General features: G+C 48.0%; 21 protein-coding genes. All 21 read left to right on the top strand.

The features are described from left to right. Positions 1-37: 37 nt before the first annotated feature. The 21 genes from BM124_RS13195 to thrS all read left to right on the top strand — a co-directional run bounded on the left by BM124_RS13195 (position 38) and on the right by thrS (position 24,672). A complete protein-coding gene (locus tag BM124_RS13195) occupies positions 38-433 on the top strand; it encodes an FxsA family protein (protein ID WP_093338195.1) in 396 nt (131 codons plus the stop codon). An 85-nt stretch (positions 434-518) separates the two neighbouring features. Continuing rightward, positions 519-992, top strand: a complete 474-nt coding sequence (locus tag BM124_RS13190; RefSeq protein ID WP_093338194.1) for a DUF441 domain-containing protein — start codon at positions 519-521, stop codon at positions 990-992. Between the two features lie 261 nt (positions 993-1,253). After that, on the top strand, positions 1,254-2,369 hold the full coding sequence (citZ, locus tag BM124_RS13185) for a citrate synthase (protein ID WP_093338192.1): 1,116 nt from the start codon (positions 1,254-1,256) through the stop codon (positions 2,367-2,369). 32 nt (positions 2,370-2,401) lie between these two features. Further along, entirely contained in the window at positions 2,402-3,691 is a 1,290-nt protein-coding gene (gene icd, locus BM124_RS13180) for an NADP-dependent isocitrate dehydrogenase (protein WP_342028637.1), read from the top strand. Between the two features lie 16 nt (positions 3,692-3,707). Further along, positions 3,708-4,652: a malate dehydrogenase gene (gene mdh, locus BM124_RS13175; RefSeq protein WP_093338189.1), complete on the top strand. Its 945-nt coding sequence runs from the start codon at positions 3,708-3,710 to the stop codon at positions 4,650-4,652. 136 nt (positions 4,653-4,788) lie between these two features. Further along, complete coding sequence (locus BM124_RS13170; RefSeq protein WP_093338286.1) at positions 4,789-5,502, top strand: response regulator transcription factor; 714 nt, start codon at positions 4,789-4,791, stop codon at positions 5,500-5,502. After that, the gene (pnpS, locus tag BM124_RS13165; RefSeq protein WP_093338187.1) at positions 5,499-7,253 is read left to right on the top strand and encodes a two-component system histidine kinase PnpS; all 1,755 of its coding nucleotides are present in this window, start codon (positions 5,499-5,501) and stop codon (positions 7,251-7,253) included. Before BM124_RS13170 ends, pnpS begins: the two co-directional genes overlap by 4 nt. Positions 7,254-7,621: 368 nt before the next feature. Beyond that, complete coding sequence (hflK, locus tag BM124_RS13160) at positions 7,622-8,629, top strand: FtsH protease activity modulator HflK (protein WP_093338186.1); 1,008 nt, start codon at positions 7,622-7,624, stop codon at positions 8,627-8,629. Further along, a complete protein-coding gene (hflC, locus tag BM124_RS13155; RefSeq protein WP_093338184.1) occupies positions 8,619-9,563 on the top strand; it encodes a protease modulator HflC in 945 nt (314 codons plus the stop codon). The genes hflK and hflC overlap by 11 nt, the downstream gene beginning before the upstream one ends. A 106-nt stretch (positions 9,564-9,669) precedes the next feature. Then, entirely contained in the window at positions 9,670-12,291 is a 2,622-nt protein-coding gene (gene polA, locus BM124_RS13150) for a DNA polymerase I (RefSeq protein WP_093338183.1), read from the top strand. A gap of 18 nt (positions 12,292-12,309) precedes the next feature. Further along, the gene (gene mutM, locus BM124_RS13145) at positions 12,310-13,137 is read left to right on the top strand and encodes a DNA-formamidopyrimidine glycosylase (protein WP_093338181.1); all 828 of its coding nucleotides are present in this window, start codon (positions 12,310-12,312) and stop codon (positions 13,135-13,137) included. Positions 13,138-13,209: 72 nt separating this feature from the next. Further along, a complete protein-coding gene (ytaF, locus tag BM124_RS13140; RefSeq protein WP_093338180.1) occupies positions 13,210-13,836 on the top strand; it encodes a sporulation membrane protein YtaF in 627 nt (208 codons plus the stop codon). Positions 13,837-13,860: 24 nt separating this feature from the next. Next, on the top strand, positions 13,861-14,466 hold the full coding sequence (gene coaE, locus BM124_RS13135; protein WP_093338179.1) for a dephospho-CoA kinase: 606 nt from the start codon (positions 13,861-13,863) through the stop codon (positions 14,464-14,466). A 171-nt stretch (positions 14,467-14,637) separates the two neighbouring features. Next, positions 14,638-15,666, top strand: a complete 1,029-nt coding sequence (locus tag BM124_RS13130; RefSeq protein WP_093338178.1) for a glyceraldehyde-3-phosphate dehydrogenase — start codon at positions 14,638-14,640, stop codon at positions 15,664-15,666. A 948-nt stretch (positions 15,667-16,614) separates the two neighbouring features. Continuing rightward, positions 16,615-17,070 (top strand): DUF3237 domain-containing protein, encoded by a 456-nt coding sequence (locus tag BM124_RS13125; RefSeq protein WP_244504339.1) that lies wholly within the window; start codon positions 16,615-16,617, stop codon positions 17,068-17,070. 171 nt (positions 17,071-17,241) lie between these two features. Beyond that, complete coding sequence (gene nrdR / locus BM124_RS13120) at positions 17,242-17,703, top strand: transcriptional regulator NrdR (RefSeq protein ID WP_093338176.1); 462 nt, start codon at positions 17,242-17,244, stop codon at positions 17,701-17,703. A 48-nt stretch (positions 17,704-17,751) separates the two neighbouring features. Further along, positions 17,752-19,158, top strand: coding sequence for a replication initiation and membrane attachment family protein (locus BM124_RS13115; protein ID WP_093338175.1), 1,407 nt, complete (start codon positions 17,752-17,754; stop codon positions 19,156-19,158). Between the two features lie 11 nt (positions 19,159-19,169). Next, positions 19,170-20,102, top strand: coding sequence for a primosomal protein DnaI (gene dnaI, locus BM124_RS13110; protein WP_093338174.1), 933 nt, complete (start codon positions 19,170-19,172; stop codon positions 20,100-20,102). A 111-nt stretch (positions 20,103-20,213) separates the two neighbouring features. Further along, complete coding sequence (mqnC, locus tag BM124_RS13105; RefSeq protein ID WP_093338173.1) at positions 20,214-21,323, top strand: cyclic dehypoxanthinyl futalosine synthase; 1,110 nt, start codon at positions 20,214-20,216, stop codon at positions 21,321-21,323. A gap of 120 nt (positions 21,324-21,443) precedes the next feature. After that, positions 21,444-22,334 carry a putative sporulation protein YtxC gene (locus BM124_RS13100; RefSeq protein ID WP_139217130.1) on the top strand — a complete coding sequence of 297 codons (891 nt, stop codon included), beginning with the start codon at positions 21,444-21,446 and terminating at the stop codon, positions 22,332-22,334. A 394-nt stretch (positions 22,335-22,728) separates the two neighbouring features. Next, positions 22,729-24,672: a threonine--tRNA ligase gene (thrS, locus tag BM124_RS13095; protein ID WP_170841141.1), complete on the top strand. Its 1,944-nt coding sequence runs from the start codon at positions 22,729-22,731 to the stop codon at positions 24,670-24,672. Positions 24,673-24,832 lie beyond the last annotated feature (160 nt).

Here is a 24,832-nt window from a genome sequence, read left to right as displayed (position 1 = left end):
CGTGAAACACCATTCATCATGAGGAGGTCTGTTAACAATGGGGAGATGGCTCCTGCTGCTTTTGATTATCGTCCCGGCTTTTGAAATAGGGATACTCATCCTTTCCGGGAACATTATAGGGGTATGGCCCACCATTCTGCTGATCATCCTGACAGGCCTCCTCGGTGCATGGCTTGCCAGAAGAGAAGGAATGGAAACACTGCGCACCGCACGTCTGCAGATGCAGAACAATGAAATCCCCGGATCTCTTGCTCTGGATGGTATCTGCATACTGATAGGCGGCGCTGTGCTTCTCACTCCCGGTTTTATTACAGATGCTGCAGGCTTCTTCCTGCTCATTCCCTATACAAGGGGGATTGTGAAAGCCCTCCTGCAGAAAGTATTCAAGAAACTGATGAGCAGCGGCAGCATTGTGTTTCTGAATAGAAAATAAACCGGGCAGTCTGTTGAAACATGACAGAAATGATGTAGATGTGGTAGGATAATAACGAAGTCTATGTGGAAGGATGTACGAATCGTTGATATCGCAGGCAACCGTTTTTATGCTTATTCTGCTTGCGGTCGGACTACTTGGGAAAAATCAAACACTGATAGCCGCAGTCGGTATCCTGCTTCTTTTGAAATGGACCGGTATGGGAGACAAAGCATTCCCGTTTTTACAGGCAAAAGGTATTCCAATTGCTGTGACTATTCTTACCGTCTCTGTTTTAGTACCGATTGTGACCGGTGAAATTGGTTTTAAACAGCTTAGTGAGGCAGTAAAATCGTATTATGCCTGGATAGCTCTTGCTTCCGGTATATTTGTAGCGTTAATCGCAAAAGGCGGCGTGGTACTGCTGCAGAATGACCCGCATATTACCGCCGTACTTGTGATTGGGACCATACTGGCGGTCGCTCTCTTCAACGGGGTCGCTGTAGGGCCGTTAATCGGTGCAGGCATAGCTTATGCGGCCATGAAAGCTGTGGAATTTTTCTCATCGGCCGGCGGTTGAACAAAATAAGCCTGTTTACATTCACAACTTCTTTAAAAATGTTTATAATGGAACGGATACACCGTCCTTCTTACATAGATGGTAAGTCCGAAGTAATTGGTGATTTTTAGACGGAAGACCCAAGCAGCTGTTTATACCGGGAACAGACTGAGTATTCTAATGATTCCGCCGGTACATGCAGCAGGGACGGGAAGTGTGAATTGTAAGCATTTTCTTTTAGCAGACGCTGGTCTTTTATTTTCGAGTAAAGGAGAGGTAGGTATGAGCGCAACCCGTGGTCTTGAAGGTATAGTCGCAACATCATCGAGCGTGAGTTCCATTATTGATGATGTATTAACGTATCAAGGTTACAATATCGACGACCTGGCTGAAAATGCTTCCTTTGAAGAAGTCATTTTTCTGCTGTGGAACGGCCGTCTTCCAAAGAAAAGTGAACTGGATGAACTGACAAAAGATCTGGCTGACAATATGGAGGTTCCGGATGAGGTGCTTCAGTACATGAAGGCCTACAAAACTTCCGAAGTTCACCCTATGGCAGCACTGAGAACCGCAGTGTCCCAGCTTGGTCTTTATGATGATGAAGCGGATGAAATGACAGAAGAAGCCAACAAGCAGAAGGCTGTCCGCCTGCAGGCTAAAATACCTGCTATTGTTACCGGATTCAGCAGAATACGGGATGGAAAAGAGCCGGTCGCACCAAAGGACACGTTGAGTTTTGCAGCAAACTTTCTTTATATGCTGAATGGAGAGGAACCGGATGAAACATCGGTGACCGCCTTTAATAAAGCGTTGGTTCTGCATGCCGACCACGAATTGAATGCTTCAACATTCACCGCCCGTGTCTGCGTGGCAACACTGTCCGATATTTATTCCGGTGTCACATCGGCCATCGGCGCTTTGAAAGGACCGCTTCACGGCGGAGCCAATGAAAGAGTAATGGCTATGCTTTCTGATATTGGAGATACCGATCGTGTCGACGATTACATTCAGAAAATGTTTGATAATAAAGAAAAAATCATGGGCTTCGGCCACCGCGTATACAAAAACGGGGATCCGCGCGCCAAACACCTTCGTGATATGTCGCGCAGGCTGACAGAAATTACAGGAGAATCCAAATGGTATGACATGTCCCTGAAAATCGAAGATATTGTCACGAAAGAAAAGGGACTGCTTCCGAACGTGGATTTCTATTCTGCTTCTGTCTACCACAGTCTGGGCATCGACCATGATCTGTTCACCCCGATTTTCGCGACAAGCCGGGTTTCCGGATGGCTCGCGCACATTCTTGAACAGTATGCCGATAACCGGCTTATCCGTCCGCGTGCAGAGTATGTTGGTCCGGATAAGCAGGAATACATTCCGGTGGAAAAGCGGTAGTACGTTTAACTTTTCATACCTTTGAATTATAAATACAGGAGGTTTTTGTTATGGCTGAAGGAGAAAAAATCACAACACAAAATGGAGTATTGAATGTACCGGATGAGCCGGTTGTTCCTTACATTGAAGGAGACGGAACCGGACCTGACATCTGGGCGGCAGCGAGCCGTGTCCTTGATGCGGCAGTGGAAAAAGCCTATAACGGCAAGAAGAAAATCCACTGGAAAGAAACCCTCGTCGGAGAAAAAGCGTATAACAACACCGGCGAATGGCTCCCGGACGAGTCCCTTGAGACCATTCGTGAATACCTGATTGCCATCAAAGGACCGCTCAGTACGCCGATCGGCGGCGGCATCCGTTCCCTAAACGTGGCACTCCGTCAAAAGCTGGACCTCTTCACATGCCTCCGCCCGGTCCGCCACTTTACCGGTGTGCCATCCCCGGTAAAGAATCCGGAAGATGTGAATATGGCTATTTTTCGTGAAAACACAGAAGATATTTATGCCGGCATTGAATATAAGGAAGGATCATCTGAAGTAAAGAAAGTCATTGATTTTCTTCAGAATGAAATGGGAGCAGAAAACATCCGCTTTCCCGAAACATCCGGTATCGGCATTAAGCCTGTGTCAAAAGAAGGCAGCGAACGACTGATCCGTGCCGCTATTGATTATGCACTCGAAGAAGGTCTCGAGAGTGTGACGCTAGTTCATAAAGGTAACATTATGAAGTTCACGGAAGGCGCATTTAAGGCGTGGGGATATGAACTGGCCGAGCGCGAATACGGCGACAAAGTCTTTACCTGGCAGGAATATGATGAGATTGTCGAAAAAGAAGGCAAAGAAGCTGCAAATGCCGCAGAAGATAAAGCAAAAGCGGACGGCAAAATCATTATCAAAGACGCAATCGCCGACATCTTCCTCCAGCAGATCCTGACCCGCCCGAAAGAATTTGATGTGGTAGCGACGATGAACCTGAACGGGGACTATGTATCCGACGCGCTTGCGGCACAGGTCGGCGGCATCGGTATCGCTCCCGGCGCGAATATTAACTACGAATCCGGTCATGCTATTTTTGAAGCGACGCACGGTACGGCACCGAAGTATGCAGGAATGGACAAAGTGAATCCGTCCTCCCTCATTCTTTCCGGTGAACTTCTGCTGCGCCACCTTGGATGGAACGAAGCGGCTGATCTTGTTCTTTCATCCATGGATAAGACGATTGGCAGCAAAGTGGTTACTTATGACTTTGCACGTTTGATGGACGGAGCAAGAGAAGTGAAATGCTCCGAGTTCGGTGACGAATTAATCAAAAACATGCAGTAAATAGGAGGTCCGGCAGATGGGAATTAACCGCAGAAAGATTTCCGTAATTGGCGCCGGTTTTACCGGTGCAACGACCGCATTGATGACGGCTCAGAAAGAACTCGGGGATGTCGTGCTGGTGGATGTTCCGGGTATGGAAGATCCGACAAAAGGAAAAGCATTGGACATGCTTGAAGCGACACCGGTGGAAGGCTCTGATGTGAACATTACCGGTACATCGAACTACGAAGACACGGCAGGTTCCGATGTAGTAGTCATTACGGCGGGTATTGCGCGGAAACCTGGAATGAGCCGGGATGATCTCGTGAACACAAATGCCAACATCATGAAATCGGTGACCCGGCAGGTGGTTAACCATTCTCCGGAGTGCTGCATCATCGTTTTGACAAATCCGGCTGATGCCATGACATACGCCGTCTATAAAGAATCCGGGTTTCCAAAGAACCGTGTTATCGGCCAGTCGGGGGTTCTTGACACCGCCCGCTTCCAAACCTTTGTCTCTCAGGAACTCGGTATTTCTGTTGAAGATATACAGGGATTTGTTTTGGGAGGCCACGGCGATGATATGGTACCACTTATACGCTATTCCAATGCCGGCGGGGTGCCGCTGACCAAGCTCCTTTCAGAGGACCGTATTGACGCCATCGTGGAACGGACCCGCAAAGGTGGTGGCGAAATCGTCGGCCTTCTCGGCAGCGGAAGTGCGTATTACGCTCCGGCGGCATCTCTCACGAAAATGGTGGAAGCCATCGTGAAAGACAAAAAACGCGTGCTGCCTTCGATCGCTTATCTGGAAGGCGAATACGGAGAATCGGACCTTTATCTTGGTGTTCCGACCATTATCGGCGGTAATGGAATGGAAAGGATTATCGAACTTGATCTGACAGAAGAAGAACAGGCTGCGTTATCCAAGTCTGTCTCTTCTGTCCGCAGCGTCATGGAAGCTCTTCCAGAAGAATAAATGAAAAGTCAGCTGTTTTTGGAAACAGCTGACTTTTTTAGAAAAAACAAGCGTGTGATGCAGCCGCTGACCAGAAAAACAGTCTAATTATAGTGGCCGTTTTCATAAGGGGGAATTCGGCCGGATGGGGGATAATATGTCTCATAAACTGTTAGTTGTGGATGATGAGGAATCCATCATCACATTGATTTCCTACAATCTCGGCCAGTCGGGGTATGAAGTGGATACAGCTATGGATGGACAGTCAGCAATGGAAAAGATAAAAACGAATACCTACGATCTCGTTGTCCTGGATCTTATGCTTCCAGAAATGGATGGACTGGAAGTCTGCAGGGAGATACGACAGGAAAAAATAAAAGTACCCATTTTAATGCTGACAGCAAAAGATGAGGAATTTGATAAAGTGCTCGGTCTGGAGCTTGGAGCCGACGATTATATGACTAAACCTTTCAGCCCGAGAGAACTGGTTGCCCGGGTGAAAGCCATTCTACGGAGGATTCAATATGCACCCGGTGATGAAAAGGAAGGACACGATGACGCCAGAATGGTCATCGGCCATTTGACGATTTATCCGGATAACTATGAAGTGTTTGTGAATGAAGATCAGCTTGAACTGACGCCGAAAGAATTTGAACTGCTGTTGTATCTATCAAACAACAAAGGCCGGGTGATGACGAGAGATCAGCTTTTGAACGCGGTTTGGCACTACGAATTTGTAGGTGATACGAGAATCGTGGATGTCCACATCAGCCACCTCCGGGAGAAGATAGAACCGAACACGAAGAAACCTGTTTATATCAAAACGGTGAGAGGTCTCGGCTATAAGTTTGAGGAGCCTGCCAACCTATGATGAAATTTCGGACAAGGTTGATATTTGGTATTCTGATTGTCATTTTATTTGTGCTGGCAGCTTTGGGAGTACTGGTAGGACAGCTTTTGAAAGGTTCTTACGTCGATCAGCTGGAAGAAAGGCTTGGAAAAGAAGCCGCTTTGGCAGCACTTGCCATGGAAGACATGGATACACAGGACATGCAGCAGTTTTCAGAAAACATACAGGATCGTCTGGATGTCAGGGTGACAATCATAAGAAACGACGGTACAGTCCTTGCCGAAACAGCTGAAGGTGCGGATGAAACCACAGACATTCATGTTCCCGAGATTGAACAGGCGGATGAATCCGGTGGAACGAACATAAGATACAGCTCGGTCAACGAGGATGAATCGCTGTTTTATGCCTATCCCTATACACGCAATGGAGAGAGCGGCTATATCCGGCTTGCGCTGCCCGTAGAACGGTTTGGTGACATTAACCAGAGGATCTGGCTTTTTATAGGAATCAGTTTCTCGGTGGCATTTGTTATTATTATGGCGTTAAGTTACAGGATAACCAATCAACTGACTCGTCCGATTGGTCAGGTGACAGATGTAGCCAATGAATTGGCAAAGGGGAATTTTAAAGCAAGAACATACGTGGAAAGCAGGGATGAAATAGGACAGCTCACCCGTTCCATTAATATTCTTGCCTACAACCTGGATCAAATCACCTCCCGCTACCAAACGCAGCAGGAAAGACTGGAAGCTCTGATCGACAATATGGGGAGCGGCCTGATTTTCATTAATGACCGCGGCGATATCACATTAATTAACCAGTACTGCAAAGATATATTTGACGCAGATACCGATCAATGGCTCCATCTTGTTTATCATGAAGTGATTCAGGATACGGCACTGATTAAATTGATTCAGCAGATTTTTTTGACAGAAACAAAAATAAGACAACAGGTACAATTGAATTCGCGGATTGAAGTGCATCACTATGATGTGTACGGTGCTCCTATTTTAGGTGAGAAAGAACAACTCCGCGGCATCGTTTTGGTTCTGCACGACATCACGGAGCTGAAAAAGCTGGAACAAGTGCGCAAAGATTTTGTCGCCAATGTCTCCCATGAATTGAAAACGCCGGTCACCTCCCTGAAAGGATTCACAGAGACACTACTGGACGGGGCCATGGAAGACGAAACCGCCAGGAAGCAGTTCCTTGATATTATCTGGAAAGAAGGGGATAGGCTGCAGGGATTGATTAGTGATCTGCTGGAGCTGTCCCATATTGAGCAGGAATTCTTTCAGTTGAACTGGCAGGAAGTGAATGTAACAAGGACATTTGATGAAGTGATGGAACTGTTATATCCATCGGTGCGGGGCAAAGGGTTAAAACTGAACTCCCATAAAGAGGAAGATCTCATGATGGATGGTGATACAGCCCGCATCAAACAGATTTTAATCAATTTAATGAACAATGCGATCGCCTACACACCGGAAAATGGAACGATCCGAGCGGAAGTGAGACAGGAAAAGGACAGCATTGTGTTCATTGTAGCCGATTCCGGTATCGGCATCAGCAAGGAAGAGTGGCCGCGTATTTTTGAACGCTTTTACCGTGTGGATAAAGACAGGAGCCGCAATTCAGGAGGAACCGGTCTGGGACTTGCCATTGTAAAACACCTGGTTGAAGCCCACCACGGCAGCATTGATGTGGAAAGCGCGAAGCACAAAGGTACAATATTTACCATAACCTTCCCGAAGAAGCGGGAGAAGGAATAATTTACAAAAACTTAATACATGCTAAATGATGTGTTTACGTCTGTTCGCTACCATAAAGTTGAATGATTTCTTCTATTTTTATTCCTCAGTTTTTGACCATCCCTTCAATGCTGAGAGGATAGTAGAAATCAACATCCCCTTTTGAGGACGAAAGTCTCCCCTTGGCTTTCGTCCTTTTTCATACGCTCAACCGCTGTACGGCGTTTTGAACCAACTCTTTTTTAAACGTCGTTTTTTTGTGACAAATGTGAAAAAACGGGATGGAATACAAAGGTAAATATTATATAATAATAGAGTCGATGTTTTATTCGCTTACATAATCGAAGTAGAACGTTTAATACGGGGGATAGAAAAAAGGGGGACAAGCTTTGTTTACGATCAAACAGATTATTATTGGTTTCATTTCCCTGATCGGTCTGGCGGCCCTGGTTTTATTTTTAATCACAGGATGGTATACCGTTGATGAGTCAGAGCAGGCTGCGCTGGTTACATTCGGGGAAGTCGATGAAACGATAACAGAGCCGGGACTGAAATTTAAACTGCCGTGGCCGGTGCAGAAGGCAGAAATTCTTCCAGGCTCTACGAATACGACCAGTGTCGGTTACACGACGACAGAAGATGGGGAAGTGTCGGAATATAACGATGAAGCTAAAATGATTACCGGCGATGAGAACATATTATTCGTCGATCTCGTCGTTCAGTGGCGGATTACCAATCCGGAGCAGTACTTATACAACGCCAGGCAGCCGAAAGATATTTTGTATCAGGCTTCATCTGCTTCCCTTCGTGGTGTGATCGGTAATTCCGAAGTGGATGATGTGCTGACGGATCAGCGTGCGGAGATTGAAGGCACTGTACTGGAATCGCTCACAGAGCTTGTGGGCGGGTATAATATCGGCATTACAGTGCTTGATGTCAAGCTTCAGAATGTTGAACTGCCGACCGAAGAAGTCAGACAGGCATTTACCGCTGTAACAGATGCGAGGGAGAAACGGCAGACGAAAATCAATAAAGCGAACCGGTACCGTAATCAGGAAATGAATGAAGCAGAAGGGGAAGAAGACGCCATTATTTCAAGAGCGGAGGGCGAAAGTGCGGAACGCATCGAGGAAGCCCGCGGGGAAACATCAAGGTTTAATGCTCTGTATGAAGAATATATCAATGAGCCGGATGTGACGAGAAAGCGTCTGGTATTGGAGACGCTTGAAGATGTACTCCCAAACTCGGAACTTTATATTATTGACAGTAAGCAGGAGACGGTGAACTATCTCCCGATCCGCCCATTAAACCAGGAAAATGGACAGCCTTCTGTGTCACCGGAAGATATTGAACCCGAAAATGTTCCGGAAGGGGGAAGCAGCTCCAATGACGGATGACAACAACAATGTATTTGAAATGAAGGAGAGACGCTTCTCCCCGGACTCAACGAGAAGATGGATACGTTCAGGTATTGTCATGGCGGTACTCCTGTTGCTGGTGATTATCGGTATCATGAATGTGTTCATCGTAAAACAGGATGAATACAAAGTCATATCCCAGTTTGGTGAAGTAGTACGGATCGCGGAGGAACCGGGATTGAATGCGAAAATTCCATTTATCCAGCAGGTTTCATCCATCCCGAAATACCAGATGAATTATGATATAAATTCAGCGGAAATCAACACTCTTGATAAAAAAAGGGTTCTTGTCGATAACTATGTCGTGTGGAGTGTAGATGACCCGCAGGCAATGATAGCGAACGCGCGCACCGTGGAAAACGCTGAATCCATTATGGCGAATTTCATCAATTCGGTTATCCGTTCACAGCTCGGGCAGATGAATTTCGAACAAATCATCAACGAAGAGGATCAATCGACGCGCGGAGATGTGAACGAAATGGTCGGTGAACGTGTAAATGAGCTGCTGGCTGCAGATAATTACGGAATATCGGTCACCGATGTCCGGATGAAGCGGACAGACCTCCCTGAAGATAACGAAGAAGCGGTATACCAGCGGATGATTTCGGAACGCGAATCCACGGCCCAGGAATATTTATCGGAAGGAGATGCCGAAGCTAACCGGATAAGGGCGAATACCGACCGGGAAGTCCAGGAGCTGATATCAAGCGCCGAAGCCGATGCCCAGGAAATTATCGGTGAAGGCGAAGCGGAAGCGGCTGCTGTCTATAGTGAAGCATTCAGCCGTGACCCGGAGTTCTATGAACTGTACAAGACACTGGAAACATATGAAACAACGGTAGATGAGGAAACGGTAATTGTCCTTCCTTCCGATTCACCGTATGCCCGTATTTTGATGGGGTATGTAGAATAATGGAGGAGGCAGCCTTTGACGGGAGGCTGCTTTTTCTATTTCGATCAAAGCTGTGGTAAAATGAGAACGGATAAAAGTTCGGAGGGAAAAGTGGAGGTGGAAGTACTTGGATAAATTAGTGCTGATCGATGGAAACAGTATTGCGTACCGCGCTTTTTTTGCGCTGCCGCTTTTGAATAATGATAAAGGCGTCTACACGAATGCGGTGTATGGATTTACGACGATGCTTCTCAAAATTTTGGAGGAGGAAGAACCGACTCACCTTATGGTAGCTTTTGATGCCGGAAAAACGACATTCCGTCATGAAACATATGGAGAATACAAGTCCGGACGTCAGAAAACACCGACCGAGCTGTCGGAACAGCTTCCGGTGATACGAGAGATGCTGGATGCTTTTCAGATCTCCTATACGGAAAAGGAGAATTTTGAAGCAGACGACATTATCGGAACGTTGTCCAGACAGGCGGAGGAAAAAGGATGGAACGTTAAAATATTTTCAGGAGACAAGGACCTGCTTCAGCTTGTGTCAGACCAGACAACGGTGGCGTTGACGAAAAAAGGCATTACCAATGTAGAAACGTATGATACCGGAGCCATCTCAGAAAAGTATGGCTTTGCGCCCGAGCGGATTGTCGATATGAAAGGGCTTATGGGAGACAGCTCGGATAATATCCCCGGTGTGCCCGGTATTGGGGAGAAAACAGCTTTGAAACTCCTTGCTGAATATGGAAGTGTCGAACAGGTTCTGGCATCCATTGATCAGATTTCCGGGCAGAAAATGAAAGAACGTCTACAGGAAAACCGAGAACAGGCAAAGATGAGCAGACAGCTTGCCGTCATATACCGTGATACTCCGCTTGATATGACACTGGAATCTCTGAAACGGGTGCCCTATAATGAAAAAACAGTAACAGATTTTTTTAAAGAGATGGAATTTAACACGCTCCTGTCCCGGTTCGGCTACGAGGAAGAGGAAGAAGAAATGGATGAGCTGTCGTACGACATGGTCGAAGAAGTCACAGAAGATATGCTCATCTCCCCTTCGGCATTGATCATTGAAGTACCGGATGATAATTATCACCACGCAGATATCTGGGGCATTGCCGTTGTAAATAAAAACGGCCGGTATTACATACCGGCCGGCACGGCTCTCGAATCTGACGTGTTCCGGACGTGGGCGGCAGACAGTTCACAGGAAAAATATATGGTGGACACAAAACGGGGTGTCGTTGCGCTCGGCTGGAGGAATGTTGTACTCACCGGAGTTACCTTTGATATGTTGATTGCCTCTTATTTAATTGACCCTTCCGTTTCGGCCCACAGTCCCGCCGACATTGCAGCCAGAAAACATAAGCGGATTGTAAACAGTGATGAAGCTGTATACGGAAAAGGGGCTAAACGCCAAAAACCTGCCGAGTCTGCTCTGGCCGATCATCTCGTTCGGAAAGCGGAAGCTCTGTTTACGACAAAAGATACGCTCGAAGACGAACTGAAAGCCAATGAACAATACACATTGTTCACGGATCTTGAAATGCCGCTTTCGCTCGTCCTCGCCGAAATGGAAACAAACGGTGTCCAGGTGGACAAGTCCCGGCTGGAAACGATGGGGGAAGAACTGGATGCCACACTGGAAGAACTCGAAAAGGATATTCACGAGCTGGCGGGTACGACGTTTAATATCAATTCCCCCAAACAGCTCGGACCGATTCTTTTCGAAAAACTGGAACTGCCGGTCATTAAGAAAACGAAAACCGGGTACTCCACCTCCGCCGATGTGCTTGAAAAACTGGAGGGCCAGCATGACATTATTCCAAAGCTGCTTCATTACAGGCAGGTATCCAAGCTGAAATCGACCTATATTGAAGGGCTGTTGAAAGTGATTCACGAGGACACCCATAAAATTCATACGATTTTTAACCAGGCCATTACCCAGACCGGCCGTTTAAGCTCGACGGAACCGAATCTGCAGAATATACCGGTGCGGCTGGAAGAAGGAAGGAAAATCCGCAAAGCCTTTATCCCGTCGGAGGAAGGCTGGCATATGCTGGCGGCGGATTATTCCCAGATTGAACTCCGGGTGCTTGCGCATATTGCAGGCGACCAGGGACTGCTTGAGGCATTCCAGAAGGATATGGATATTCATACGAAGACGGCGGTGGATGTTTTCGACACCCCGGCTGATGATATCACATCCAATATGAGAAGGAGCGCGAAGGCTGTAAACTTCGGTATTGTCTACGGCATTTCCGATTATGGTCTGTCCCAGAGTCTCGGAATTTCAAGAAAGGAAGCCGGGGAGTTTATAGAACGTTATCTCGCGAGTTATCCGAAAGTAAAAGAATATATGGACGACATTAAAGAAGAGGCCCGCGAACAGGGATATGTCACCACGCTTCTGCACCGGAGACGTTACCTGCCGGAGATTACAAGCCGTAATTTCAATATGCGCTCGTTTGCGGAACGGACGGCGATGAATACGCCGATACAGGGAACCGCAGCTGATATTATCAAGAAAGCCATGGTGGACGTGAGCCGGGAGCTTGAGAAAAAGAACCTGAAAAGCCGCCTGCTTCTTCAGGTGCATGACGAACTGATATTTGAAGTGCCGCCGGAGGAGATGGAGACGATGACATCCCTCGTTCCGGAAATGATGGAGCAGACGATGACCCTCGATGCTCCCCTCAAAGCGGATGTTTCCACCGGCGGAACGTGGTACGATGCAAAGTAGTGAGGAGAGAAAAGAAAGATGCCGGAACTGCCGGAAGTAGAAACCGTTAAACGCACCCTCCAGGAACTGACCGGAGGGAAAACGATACAGGACGTGGAAGTGAACTGGCCCAAAATGATAAAAAGACCGGATGATGCCGAAGCTTTCCGCCGGCTTGTCAGTGGACAGACCATACAGCATATCGGACGCAGAGGGAAATTTCTATTGTTTCATCTGGATGATTACGTTGTTGTGTCCCACCTGCGGATGGAAGGAAAGTATGAAATGGCGGGAGTGGAGGCTCCGGATAAACACACCCATATCCGGTTTTATTTTACCGATGGGACGGAGCTTCGTTACAAAGACGTCCGGAAGTTCGGCACGATGCATCTGTTTGATAAGGGGCGGGAAGAGCAGGAACTCCCGCTTCGGCAGCTTGGTCCGGAGCCTTATGAAGACAAGCAGTTTACGGGCGCGTACCTGTACCGCCGCTGCAGAAAAACGAGCAGGGATATCAAGACCGTTCTGCTGGACCAGCGGGAGATTGCCGGGCTTGGCAACATTTATGTGGATGAGGCCCTTTTTCTTGCAGGAATCCGGCCGGATGCACGAGCTGCCGTTATATCGCAGCACCGCATCAACCGGCTCCGCCGCCGAATTACCGAAACGATAGAGCGGGCTGTGGAAAAAGGAGGAAGCTCCGTTCGCTCCTATGTGAACGGCAACGGGGAGACCGGATATTTTCAACTGGAGCTGAACGTATACGGTAGGAAAGGAGAATCTTGCCGGCACTGCGGAAGCCCTGTGGAAAAAAACATAACAGCCGGACGCGGCACCCATTACTGCCCGGGCTGTCAAAGACGCTGACAGGCGCGTATGAACGCCTGCGCCCGACCTGCCATATAGTAACGTAGATTACAGCAGGAAGGGGCTCTTCCGATGGCGTCACTATTCTCGTTATGTGTATTGGCTTTTGCGGTAAGTGTGGACAGTTTTGGTGCCGGTCTTTCCTACGGACTGCGCAGATTGAAACTGCCTTTCTATTCCTACGTATGCATCAGCGTCTGTTCCGCCTTGTCTGTACTTGGCGGTGGAGCCGCAGCTGGTTTTTTGAAGCAGTACCTTCCTGATTGGGTAACAGAAGCCGCGGGCGGACTGATTTTAATTTTGATTGGTTTATGGGCCGTGATTCAAGTGTTCCGGGAGCAGGATACGTCCTCCCAAAGCTATCGAATCGAGCGGGAAAAGGGAGCATGGAAGCAGTTTTTAACGGTCTTGAGGAAACCGGATGAAGCAGATTGGGACCACTCTGGTACAATCAGTGTGAAAGAAGCCGTATTTCTTGGAGCTGCATTATCGCTCGACGCTCTTGGTGCGGGTATGGGAGCAGCTCTGCTGGGGTTTTCACCATTCTATCTCGCAGGTGCCGTCGGTTTTATGTGTGCGGTGTTTTTATCACTTGGCAGAAAAGGCGGCCGGATCCTTGCCGGGACGGGATTAACGAAGCAGTTTTCCTTTCTGCCCGGTATTCTGCTGATAGGAATGGGATTGTGGAATTTACAGTGAACAGACAGGATAAGGAGGAAGAACATGATTATCGGGTTGACCGGGGGCATCGCAAGCGGAAAAAGTTTCATTTCCGATGCCCTCCATCAACATGGCTTCCCTGTTATTGATGCAGATCAGACAGCGCGTGAAGTCGTAGAACCTGGGGAGAAGGCTTACGAACAGATACTGGAGCAGTTCGGCATCGAGATTCTTGAAGTAGATGGAACGTTGAACCGAAAAAAACTGGCTGATCGCATTTTTGCAGACGATAACCAGCGCCGGATGCTGAATCAGATTATGCACCCTGCCATCCGTCAGCGTATTCTGCAAAAGAAAGCCGATCTGCAGAAAAAAGGGAAGGAAGTCATCGTGCTTGATCTCCCGCTTCTTATTGAAAACAACCTGCATTTTATGGTAGATAAAGTGATGCTTGTTTATGTGAATGAAGCGGAGCAGAAACAACGATTAATGGAACGCGACCAGGCCGGCGAAGAAGATGCCAAAAGACGCATGGCCTCCCAGCTGTCCATGTCCGACAAAAGAGCTCATGCGGACGTTGTAATTGATAACAACGGCACACAGGAAGCATCCCTTGCGCAGCTGGAACACATATTAAAAGAATGGAACATCCACCCCTCTTCGTTGTGAAGAGGGGTTTTTTAGATGGATAGATTCCGTACGTCCGCTTTTGCTCCACCGTTCATGAAGCGAGGTATGATTTTTTAAATATGTATATCACATTTTACGCATAATGTGATATACTAATTTTATATTAAAGAATAATTAGTATATCACAAATAAGAAGGAGGAAATGTTTGAATGAAAGCTCGGGTAGCTGTGAATGGATTTGGACGTATCGGGCGGATGGTGCTTCGCAAAGCGGTCATGGAAGATGAACTGGATATAGCTGCGGTGAATGCGGGATACCCGGTGGAGACGCTGGCCCACCTGCTGAAATATGATTCTACGCACGGGTTGTTTGAAGCCGGGGTGAAAGCGGAAGAGAACGCGCTTGTCGTGAATGGAAAGCGTATTCAGATCGTCAATGAACGCAGGCCGGAGCACCTTCCGTGGCAGGAGATGAACATAGATCTTGTCGTGGAAGCGACCGGTAAGTTCAGAGAACGCGAAGCAGCTGCCCGTCATCTGCAGGCAGGGGCAGATAAGGTGATCATCACAGCCCCCGGGAAACAGGAAGATGCTATGATCGTGATGGGCGTCAACGAATCGGATTATAATCCGGCACGCCACCACGTGGTATCTAATGCATCCTGCACCACGAACTGCATGGCTCCTGTTGTAAAAGTACTGGAACAATCATTTGGGATAGAGAGCGGTTTGATGACAACGGTGCATTCCTACACGAATGACCAGATGAATATCGACAATCCGCATAAAGACCTCCGCCGGGCAAGGTCCTGCGGTCAGTCGATTATCCCGACATCCACCGGTGCCGCTTCCGCCATTGGAAACCTCCTTCCGCAGCTGCGGGGAAAACTGAATGGCATGGCTCTCCGGGTGCCGACTCCGAACGTTTCCCTCGTGGACATGGTGGTGGATTTGAAACAGGGGGTAACAGAAAAAGAAGTGAACGAACGGCTGGAAGAAGCTGCGTCTTCAGAGCTGGAAGGCATTATTGGATTCAGCCGCGATCCGCTCGTCTCCGTCGATTACAACGGAGATCCGCGATCGGCTGTCATCGACGGCATGTCCACCATGGTGCAAAATGACAGGCAGGTCAAAATCATAGCCTGGTACGACAATGAATGGGCCTACTCCTGCCGTGTTGTGGATCTGGCACGCTATGTCGGCCGGTTTCTGAAAAAAGAATCGATGGTAAGCGTCTGAAAATAAAATAGACGATCGGAATTTAATAAAGCAGTCAACCGTTTGTGTCCGGTTGACTGCTTTATTACCTCGGGGCAGGGAGATACGGTTGGAACTACCACTACATTAGGACGACTAATACTTTATTCATGGTAAGTGGGCTGTGGACACTAAATAGACTGTAACAGTTTGTAGTCTCCACAAAAGCTGGGTTCACGTACACTATGACTACGATGTGAGCAATTAGAGTACTGTGATTTCTACCCGGGGGCTACTATTTCCTGATTTCAGCATCGTAGTGTCCATTGCACAAGGATTTACGTACACTAATCACCCATCTTCGAGTGTAAGTAAAGATAGCTGTAGGAAAAGGTACAGCACTTCAAAGAGACCAGAGTTGTGTATGATACAACACTTCATCAAAGTACTTCGCTTTCACTTCAGAGTACAAAGGCAATATTGTTCGCTGGTGGTTATCGAATTTTCTGTTTTGTCTCCCATGAAATTCACCACATCCTGTAAATTATATTTTGTGACGTTGTTGATTTGAGACACATGCTGAACAATCGCTGTAGAGAGCCGTTCCTGGAGGATATGCTTTTCTCAAAAACTCTTGGTATTATAACTTCGTTTTTAAAGAGTTTCTTAACCCGGAATCCGAAATGTTTGAGTAGATAACATCGCTATATTTTTGTATCCCATACTCACAAGAAAATGCTCACCGCTTGAGATAAAGAAAACATCAATTCTTAATTAAAAATCTACGAAAAATTTTGTAGTTGCATCGCTTTGAATCTGCTAATGCTATACTTTTTATAAAGATCTTTCATGTAGGGTAAGTGGTTAATTGTTGTTGCTGTAATATTGGATGTGAAAGAATAGTATTTAACACTGAAATATTTTTGTTTTCCTCTCAGGAAACAATTGTACGTTAATACCAGTAATAAACTTATATAAGGGATGAATTGTATGTCTATTGAAACCAAACACGTATTTGATTTAACTATTTATGTTGATTCTCCGATTGAAGTTGGTCCGGTCTCTGCGGGAGAGCGGCGTATTATTAACATTACCGGGGGAACGTTTGAAGGGAAGAACATGAGAGGAGTCATTCTGCCGGGCGGAGCTGATTATCAGGTGATCAGGAGAGATGGTGTCACGGAAGTAGTGGCTCACTATTCGCTTCAGACAACAGATGGGACACCAATCTATATCGTGAACCGGGGATACAGGTACGGCCCGGAAGAAATTATCAATAAACTGAAACAAGGAGAACCTGTGCCGGATAACTCTTACTATTTTAAAACGATGCCCACGTTTGAAGTGAGTGATGAGAGGTATGCCTTTCTGAATAGAAACCTGTTTGTAGGAATAGGAACGAGAGAACCGGATTGTGTCAAATTAAAAGTGTTTCAGGTATTGTAAGAACTCATAACCTGCGACAGTGCTTTAAAAAATAGATTCAGCATATCAAAAGAATGCCATCTCTTTGCTCCGGACTCCATCTTTCCAATCCACTTTTGTTAATGGTATGATGGAACATATGAATGAACGAACGTGGACGCCTGCAGCCGTTCATGTAGTGGAGATGATAGAATGCAATGTCCGGCCTGCCATTTGAATGGGACAAGGGTACTGGATTCAAGACCGAGCAGTGAAGGAAAGTCCATCCGCCGCCGCAGGGAATGCGATGCCTGCGGGTATCGTTTCACGACCTTTGAGATCGTAGAAGAACTTCCTTTGATTGTTGTGAAAAAAGAGGGGACCCGTGAAGAATTCAGCCGTGAGAAAATACTGCGCGGGTTGATTCGTGCGTGTGAAAAACGCCCGGTCGCATTAGAGACACTCGAGCAGATTGTGAGCGACGTGGAACAGGATTTCCGCAGTGAAGGAAAATCCGAAATCAAAAGTGAAGAAGTCGGAGAAAGGGTCATGGAGCGGCTTGCGGAAGTCGACGACGTAGCCTACGTGCGTTTTGCCTCCGTGTACCGTCAGTTCAAAGACATCAATGTGTTTATCGATGAACTGAAAGATTTGATAAAAAAAGACGAAGAATAGAACGGCCGGTACGTTCCGAAAGCGATAAGGAAGGGGGTACAGCTGAAGATGCCGCATTGGACAGAACTTCTTCCAGTAGACCGGTACAAAGTACAGACAGCGGATCAACTTGGGGAGCGGGAACACAAAACACTGCAGCTTTTGTACCAGCCGTTGATTGGAACAAAGGCTGTCTCCCTTTATACCATGTTTTGGAGCAGACTGGAAAAAGACAGCTTCACGAGCAGTGAATCCGTTCACCACGAACTGATGGCGATGCTGAATCTGCCGTTGGATGATATTTTCGAAGCCCGGCGCGGACTCGAAGGGATCGGTCTGCTTCGGACGTTTCAACGTAAAGAAGAAACCTCGACTATTTTTGTTTACGAATTGCAGCCGCCTATGACACCGGCGCAGTTTTTTCAAAACGACGTGTTAAGTGTATTTTTGTTTAACAGATTAGGCCGGAACCGTTACATTGAGCTGCGCCGCCGTTTTATGATGGAATCGGTGGACAAAGAGGCTTACACTGAGGTGACAGCTGCATTTAATGAAGTCTATACTTCGCTGCATCACTCGGAAATGGTGTCGGCTGCAACGGATACAGAAGCAGAGTATCCGCATGCCTATCAGGGAATGGTGCATCAGGGAAGCCTTCCGTTTCGGGAGGAAGATTTTGATTTTGAACTGCTCAAAGCTGATCTTCCTGTCTTTATGGATGGGGACAAGCTTCTCGATGAGCACGCGAAAGCAGTCGTACAGCGCATGGCGTTTGTGTACCGTCTGCAGCCCCTGCAGATCAGCAGGATTGTGCAGCGTTCGCTGGATGACAATGAAAAGCTTGATGAACAGGAGTTCCGCCGTCAGGTGCAGGATTGGTACCGGAATGAAAACGGCAATGAACCGCCTGCTTTAGGAAGAAGAACCCAGCCTGAAGAATACCGTACGATGAACGATAAGGAGCCGGCCGATGACAATGACCAGATGGCCGTTTTCTGTGAACAGACGTCCCCGGTCACTTTTCTGGAAACCATTGCTGACGGGGCCAAAGTGCCGCAGGCGGATGTGAAGCTTGTGGAATCGTTGATGAGTGACTATCAGCTTCAGCCCGGCGTCGTCAATGTCCTGATTGATTATGTGATGCGGATGAACAATATGAAGCTGAACCAGAATTTTGTTCAGAAAATCGCCGGACAGTGGGCGCGCAAACAGATCAACACGGTGAAAGATGCGATGCAGCTGGCCAAGTGGGAGTACCAGCAGCAAAAACATCGCAGCCAGGCTAAAGCGGCCCAGGCATCAGGCACGCAGCCCCGTCCTTATGTAAGAAAGGACAAACTGCCGAAATGGCTTGAACAGGATAAGCAGAACGAGCAGGCAAAGGCATCGGGGGCGGAAGACGAAGAAAAGCTCAACAAAGAGAAACAGCAATTTGAGGAAATGCTCAGGCTGCGCAGAAGCAGCCGGCAGCAATGAGGTGAACGCATATGGATTCCATCCGGTCTTCGCTGGACCGATACATGAACGATTCAAACTGGCGCCGCCGTTATGAGAAGCTGCGGGAGGAAGTGCTGGCGTATCCGAAAATCCAGTCTTTTCTGCAGCAGCATGAGGAAATCGGACAATCCACGATTGAGAATAACATGATGAAACTGTTCGAATACAAACGGGAGCGGGAACACTGCGATGCCTGTCCGGGTCTTGAGAACTGCCCGAACATGATGCAGGGATTTCAGCCTGAACTTTACTCGGAAACCGGACAGCTAACCGTCCGTTATCATCCCTGCCAGTTGAAGCAGCAGGCGGATGAAAAGAAAAGGCAGCAGTCTTTAATACAAAGCATGTATATCCCAAAAGAAATCCTGGAAGCGTCATTTGATGATATTGAACAGGATCATGCCAGTCGTCTGTCCGCGAGCAATGCCTGTCTTAAGTTCGCGTTGGAGGCAGCGCCGGGGGAAAATGTGACGGGTCTGTATCTGCACGGCAAATTCGGCGTCGGGAAAACCTTCATGATCGGCGCCATTGCCAACGAACTGGTGGCGCGCGACATCTCATCCATGATTGTATATGCCCCTGACTTTTTCCGGGAAATGAAGCAGGCTCTCTCCGATGGCACCGTCCAGGAAAAAATGGATGAAGTGAAAAACGCCGAAGTGCTGATACTCGATGATATCGGCGCTGAAACGACATCGGCCTGGATTCGGGATGATGTACTCGGTGTCATTCTTCATTACCGCCTGATGGAAAAACTGCCGACGGTCTATACTTCCAATTATGATTACGATGAACTGGAAAACCACCTTGCCTATTCCCAGAAAGGCGGAATTGAGGAACTGAAGGCGAAACGGATCATGGAGCGGATCCGGCATATGACCACCCCGGTCTTTGTCGATGGAAAAAACCGCCGGGAAATGTGAAGAATTTCGTAATGACCCCCTCACACCATGGAAAATATGGTAATATGGGAAAAGAGGTAAGATGCAGACCACGATCAGGAGAGTCACATATTTTAAGTGGAGGTAGGTATCATGAGCATCGATCCGATTTTAAACAAGGCGCTGCGCGGCGAACGCCTCACCACAGAAGACGCTGTAAAGCTTTATGAAAGTGATGAGACGGAAAAAATCGGCGAGGCCGCCAATGAAATAACAAAAAAATGGCATCCGGAACCAGAAACGACGTTTGTTATCGGCAGAAATGTCAATTATACCAATCTTTGTGATACATACTGCCGTTTCTGTGCATTCTACCGCAAACCGGGATCGACGGAAGGCTACGTGCTGGATGATGAAGATATTCTTGCGAAAATAGGGGAAACCATGGATGTGGATGGAACGGAGATTCTGATGCAGGGAGGAACCAACCCGGATCTTCCGTTTGAATACTATACCAACCTGCTCAAGAAAATCAAAGACCGTTATCCGGGCATCACCATGCACTCTTTTTCCCCGTCGGAAATCTACAAGATGTCGGAAGTATCCGGTCTTTCCATAGAAGAGGTGCTGCAGGAGCTGAAAAGTGCCGGTCTCGATTCGGTACCGGGCGGCGGCGCGGAAATTCTGACGGAAAAGACACGGCATAAAGTAAGCCGAATGAAGTCCTCCTGGCAGGAGTGGATTGACTGCATGAAAACTGTGAGCAAAGTCGGCATGCACGGCACAGCCACCATGGTTATCGGGCTTACGGAAACATATGAAGAGAGAGCACTGCACCTGCAGCGGATTCGTGATGCGCAGGATGAAACCGGATGCTTTCTGGCGTTCATCTCCTGGACGTTCCAGCCCGGCAATAACGGAATGAAAGGCGAAATCATATCATCTGAGGGTTATCTGAAGAACGTAGCGATTTCCCGTCTGTTTCTGGATAACATTGCGAACTTCCAGTCGTCCTGGGTCACAATGGGTCCTGTTACCGGGAAAAAATCCCTCGACTACGGCTGCAACGACTTCGGCAGTACCATGATGGAGGAAAATGTCGTATCGGCCGCCGGCACGACACATAAAGTGAATACAAACGAAATTCTCCGTCTCATCCGCGAAACAGGCCGCACCCCTGTGCAGCGGGACACAAAATACAATATTCTCCGGCGTTTTGAAGGCGAAGAAACCGCCGACAAAGACTTCGTCATGCAAAACTAAAGCGAAAGATAAAAGGCTTCCAGCACAGCTGGAAGTCTTTTATTTTCAAAGATATTTCCCCTTTTTTGATTTTAGGCATGTTTCCCTTTGTTCATCCATACGAATAGAACAGCAGAACAGATGAAACAAGAAATAGTGAAGCTGGGAGCAAGGGGGAATAGAGGATTGTTTTCCATCGATTTTGATTACGAAGCGGACAGCCTCGGTGTGTATCATATGTTCAGGGATGATCAGCTGAGGTGGAGAAACAAAGGTATTCCAGCCGGTGCTGTTCAAAAACATAAGTCGGCGCTGCATTGGGAGTTTCACGGAAGTGAACGGGAGTGGCGGGAGAGTCTTGTTCCGTATCTTGCTGCGAGTTTAAGTGATTACATCGTCCGGGAGAAAGAATGGAAATGGGTAAAGGAATTTATTGAGGAATCTTTTTTGTATAAAGAAGAAGCCCCGGCGATTGCAGAAATTGCCCATTCTCTCCTGAACGGGGAACGCGAGGAAGTCCCTGAAACGACGCTGCTCCAGAAACGCAAGCATTTTATTTACCGGGAAATGGCAGAAGAAATTAAACACCACCGCAGCATACAATGGCGCCCGATGTTCACATTCCGGTTCGGCGCGTATTATCAGCTGCTCGTCAAAGCGGCATCGGCGGCCATTGATGAATACAAATGGGAGCAGGAGTATCAAACGCTTGTAGAAAGCTGCCGCCACTACCGGAAGCAGATACAGCCTCGGCATGACGCTGTTCATATTCTGCTGCAGGAAGAACCGGTATTTCTGAATGAAGACAAACAGGTGATTGATGAGTGGACGAGACTAGATTACCTGGAGCCGAAAATCGTATTTGAAGATCAGCTTCCGTTTGAGTATATGGTGATCAGCCCGGCGGTCAGCCTGGCGCCAAAATACCTGTATCTGTACACAGACAACGAAGACGGCACGGTTCAGACGTTCAGAAAAATTTTTGAAGAACATTTGATCGTCCTTCCGCCGGACGAATGGCCTTCAGGCTGAGGGCAGCTATCTATCTATGTCATATTTTTTCAGAAGCGTTTCTGCGGGGAAAACAAGGCTTGATTTTTCCGGCCTTAGATTCTATAATGACTACCATGAATACGCAATAACGAAAGCAGAGATAAGGACGCGGGAAAGCCGTCTGTTTTTCCCCAGAGAGAAAAGCCCCGGCTGGAAGCTTTTCGAAAACACGGCTTTTCCACCCCCTTTGAGCTGCAGCGGGGAACGGCGTAATGCTTAATAACCGCTGACGGAACCGGAACGTTATATCCGGGCTTGAGAACAAAACGGCAGACACCGTTTTGAAACCAAGGGTGGAACCGCGTCCCGTGTACGCCCCTTTCTGATGAGGAAGGGGTGTTTTTTTATACATATCATAAAGGAGGAGTCAGGATTGGCAGTAAACATTCAGATTCGTTTTCCCGACGGAAACGAGAAGGCATTCGAGGAAGGCGTCACTACCGAAGAGATTGCAGCTTCGATCAGTCCGGGACTGAAAAAACAGGCCCTGGCAGGGAAGTGGAACAATGAGCATATCGATCTCCGCACACCGATTCATACCGGCGGTGACATCGAGATCATCACGGTAAAGAGTGAAGACGGGCTCCATGTTCTGCGGCACAGTACCGCCCACCTGATGGCACAGGCGGTCAAGCGGCTGTTCAGTGATGTGAAACTCGGTGTCGGCCCTGTTATTGAAAACGGCTTTTATTATGACATCGATATGCCCCACCAGCTCACACCCGAAGATCTGCCGGTCATTGAAAAAGAAATGAAAAAAATCATCGATGAAAACCTCGCCGTCGTCCGTGAAGAAGTGACCCGGGAAGAAGCGAAAGAAATGTACCGGGAGATCGGGGATGATCTGAAGCTTGAGCTGATTGACGATATTCCGGAAGGAGAACCTGTGACGGTCTATGAACAGGGAGAATTTTTCGACCTCTGCCGGGGTGTGCATGTGCCGAACACGGCGAAGCTGAAGACGTTCAAGCTGATGAGTATTTCCGGCGCTTATTGGCGTGGAAACAGTGACAATAAAATGCTGCAGCGCATTTACGGAACAGCGTTTGAAAAACAGGCTGACCTCGACGAATATCTGAGACAGCTGGAAGAAGCGAAAGAGCGCGACCACCGGAAGCTGGGTAAAGAGCTCGGCATTTTCTCCATCAATCAAAAGGTGGGACAAGGCCTTCCGCTCTGGCTGCCGAAAGGCGCGACCATACGCCGCACGATTGAACGCTACATCACGGACATGGAAGAGCGTCTCGGCTATGACCACGTGTACACTCCGGTTCTTGGAAGCTCCGAGCTGTACAAAACGTCCGGCCACTGGGATCACTATCAGGATGATATGTTTCCGCCTATGGAGATGGACAACGAAACGCTCGTCATCCGTCCGATGAACTGCCCGCACCACATGATGGTGTTCAAGAACGATTTCCACAGCTACCGGGATCTTCCCGTACGTATCGCCGAGCTTGGCATGCAGCACCGCTATGAAAAATCAGGAGCTCTCTCCGGACTGCAGCGGGTGCGTGGAATGACACTGAACGATGCGCACATCTTTGCCCGTCCGGATCAGTTGAAAGAAGAGTTCATCCGCGTCGTCGAGCTTGTACAGCATGTCTATCAGGACTTCGGACTGAACGACTACTATTTCCGGCTTTCCTACCGCGACCCGGAGGACAAAGAGAAGTATGTGGACAATGACGAGATGTGGGAAAAAGCCCAGGCGATGCTGAAAGAGGCAATGGACGGTATGAATGTCGAATACGTCGAAGCGGAAGGGGAAGCGGCCTTTTACGGTCCGAAACTCGACGTCCAGGTTAAAACGGCGCTTGGCAAGGATGAAACATTGTCCACCGTACAGCTTGACTTCCATCTGCCGGAGCGCTTTGACCTGACCTATGTCGGACAGGACGGGCAGGATCACCGTCCTGTTGTGATCCACCGCGGCATTGTATCCACAATGGAACGTTTCATCGCTTTTCTACTCGAAGAATACAAAGGCGCGCTGCCGACGTGGCTCGCACCGGTGCAGGCGGAAGTGATTCCGGTATCGGCGGACGTTCATCTGGATTATGCCAATAAAGTACAGGATGAGCTCCGTAAAGCCGGCGTCCGGGTGGAAGTGGATACCCGCGATGAGAAAATCGGGTACAAAATCCGGGAGGCCCAGACGAAAAAGATTCCCTATATGCTCGTCATCGGCGACCGGGAAATCGAAGACAATGCCGTGAATGTCCGCCGTTACGGACAGCAGGATTCAGAATCCGCCTCTCTTGAGAGCTTCACCGCCCGGATCAAAGATGAAATCGACAACCGCCGGCTGGATTGATTGGATCCGGTGTAAGAAGTATGTGTAAAATAGTTCTCGGTAGCGACGAAAGCTGATGATTGGCAAAAAAAGAGAAGGTCCTCTATCATCCATGTATGCCTAGGAAGCAAATACAGAGTGAAAAGAGGCCTTCTCATGACAACCATTATAACAGAAATGT

It is taken from the genome of Salibacterium halotolerans (genome assembly GCF_900115625.1).
GTDB lineage: Bacteria > Bacillota > Bacilli > Bacillales > Marinococcaceae > Salibacterium > Salibacterium halotolerans.
The sequence above is the reverse complement of the archived record's forward strand: the minus strand, read 5'-3'. Positions and strand labels throughout refer to the sequence as shown.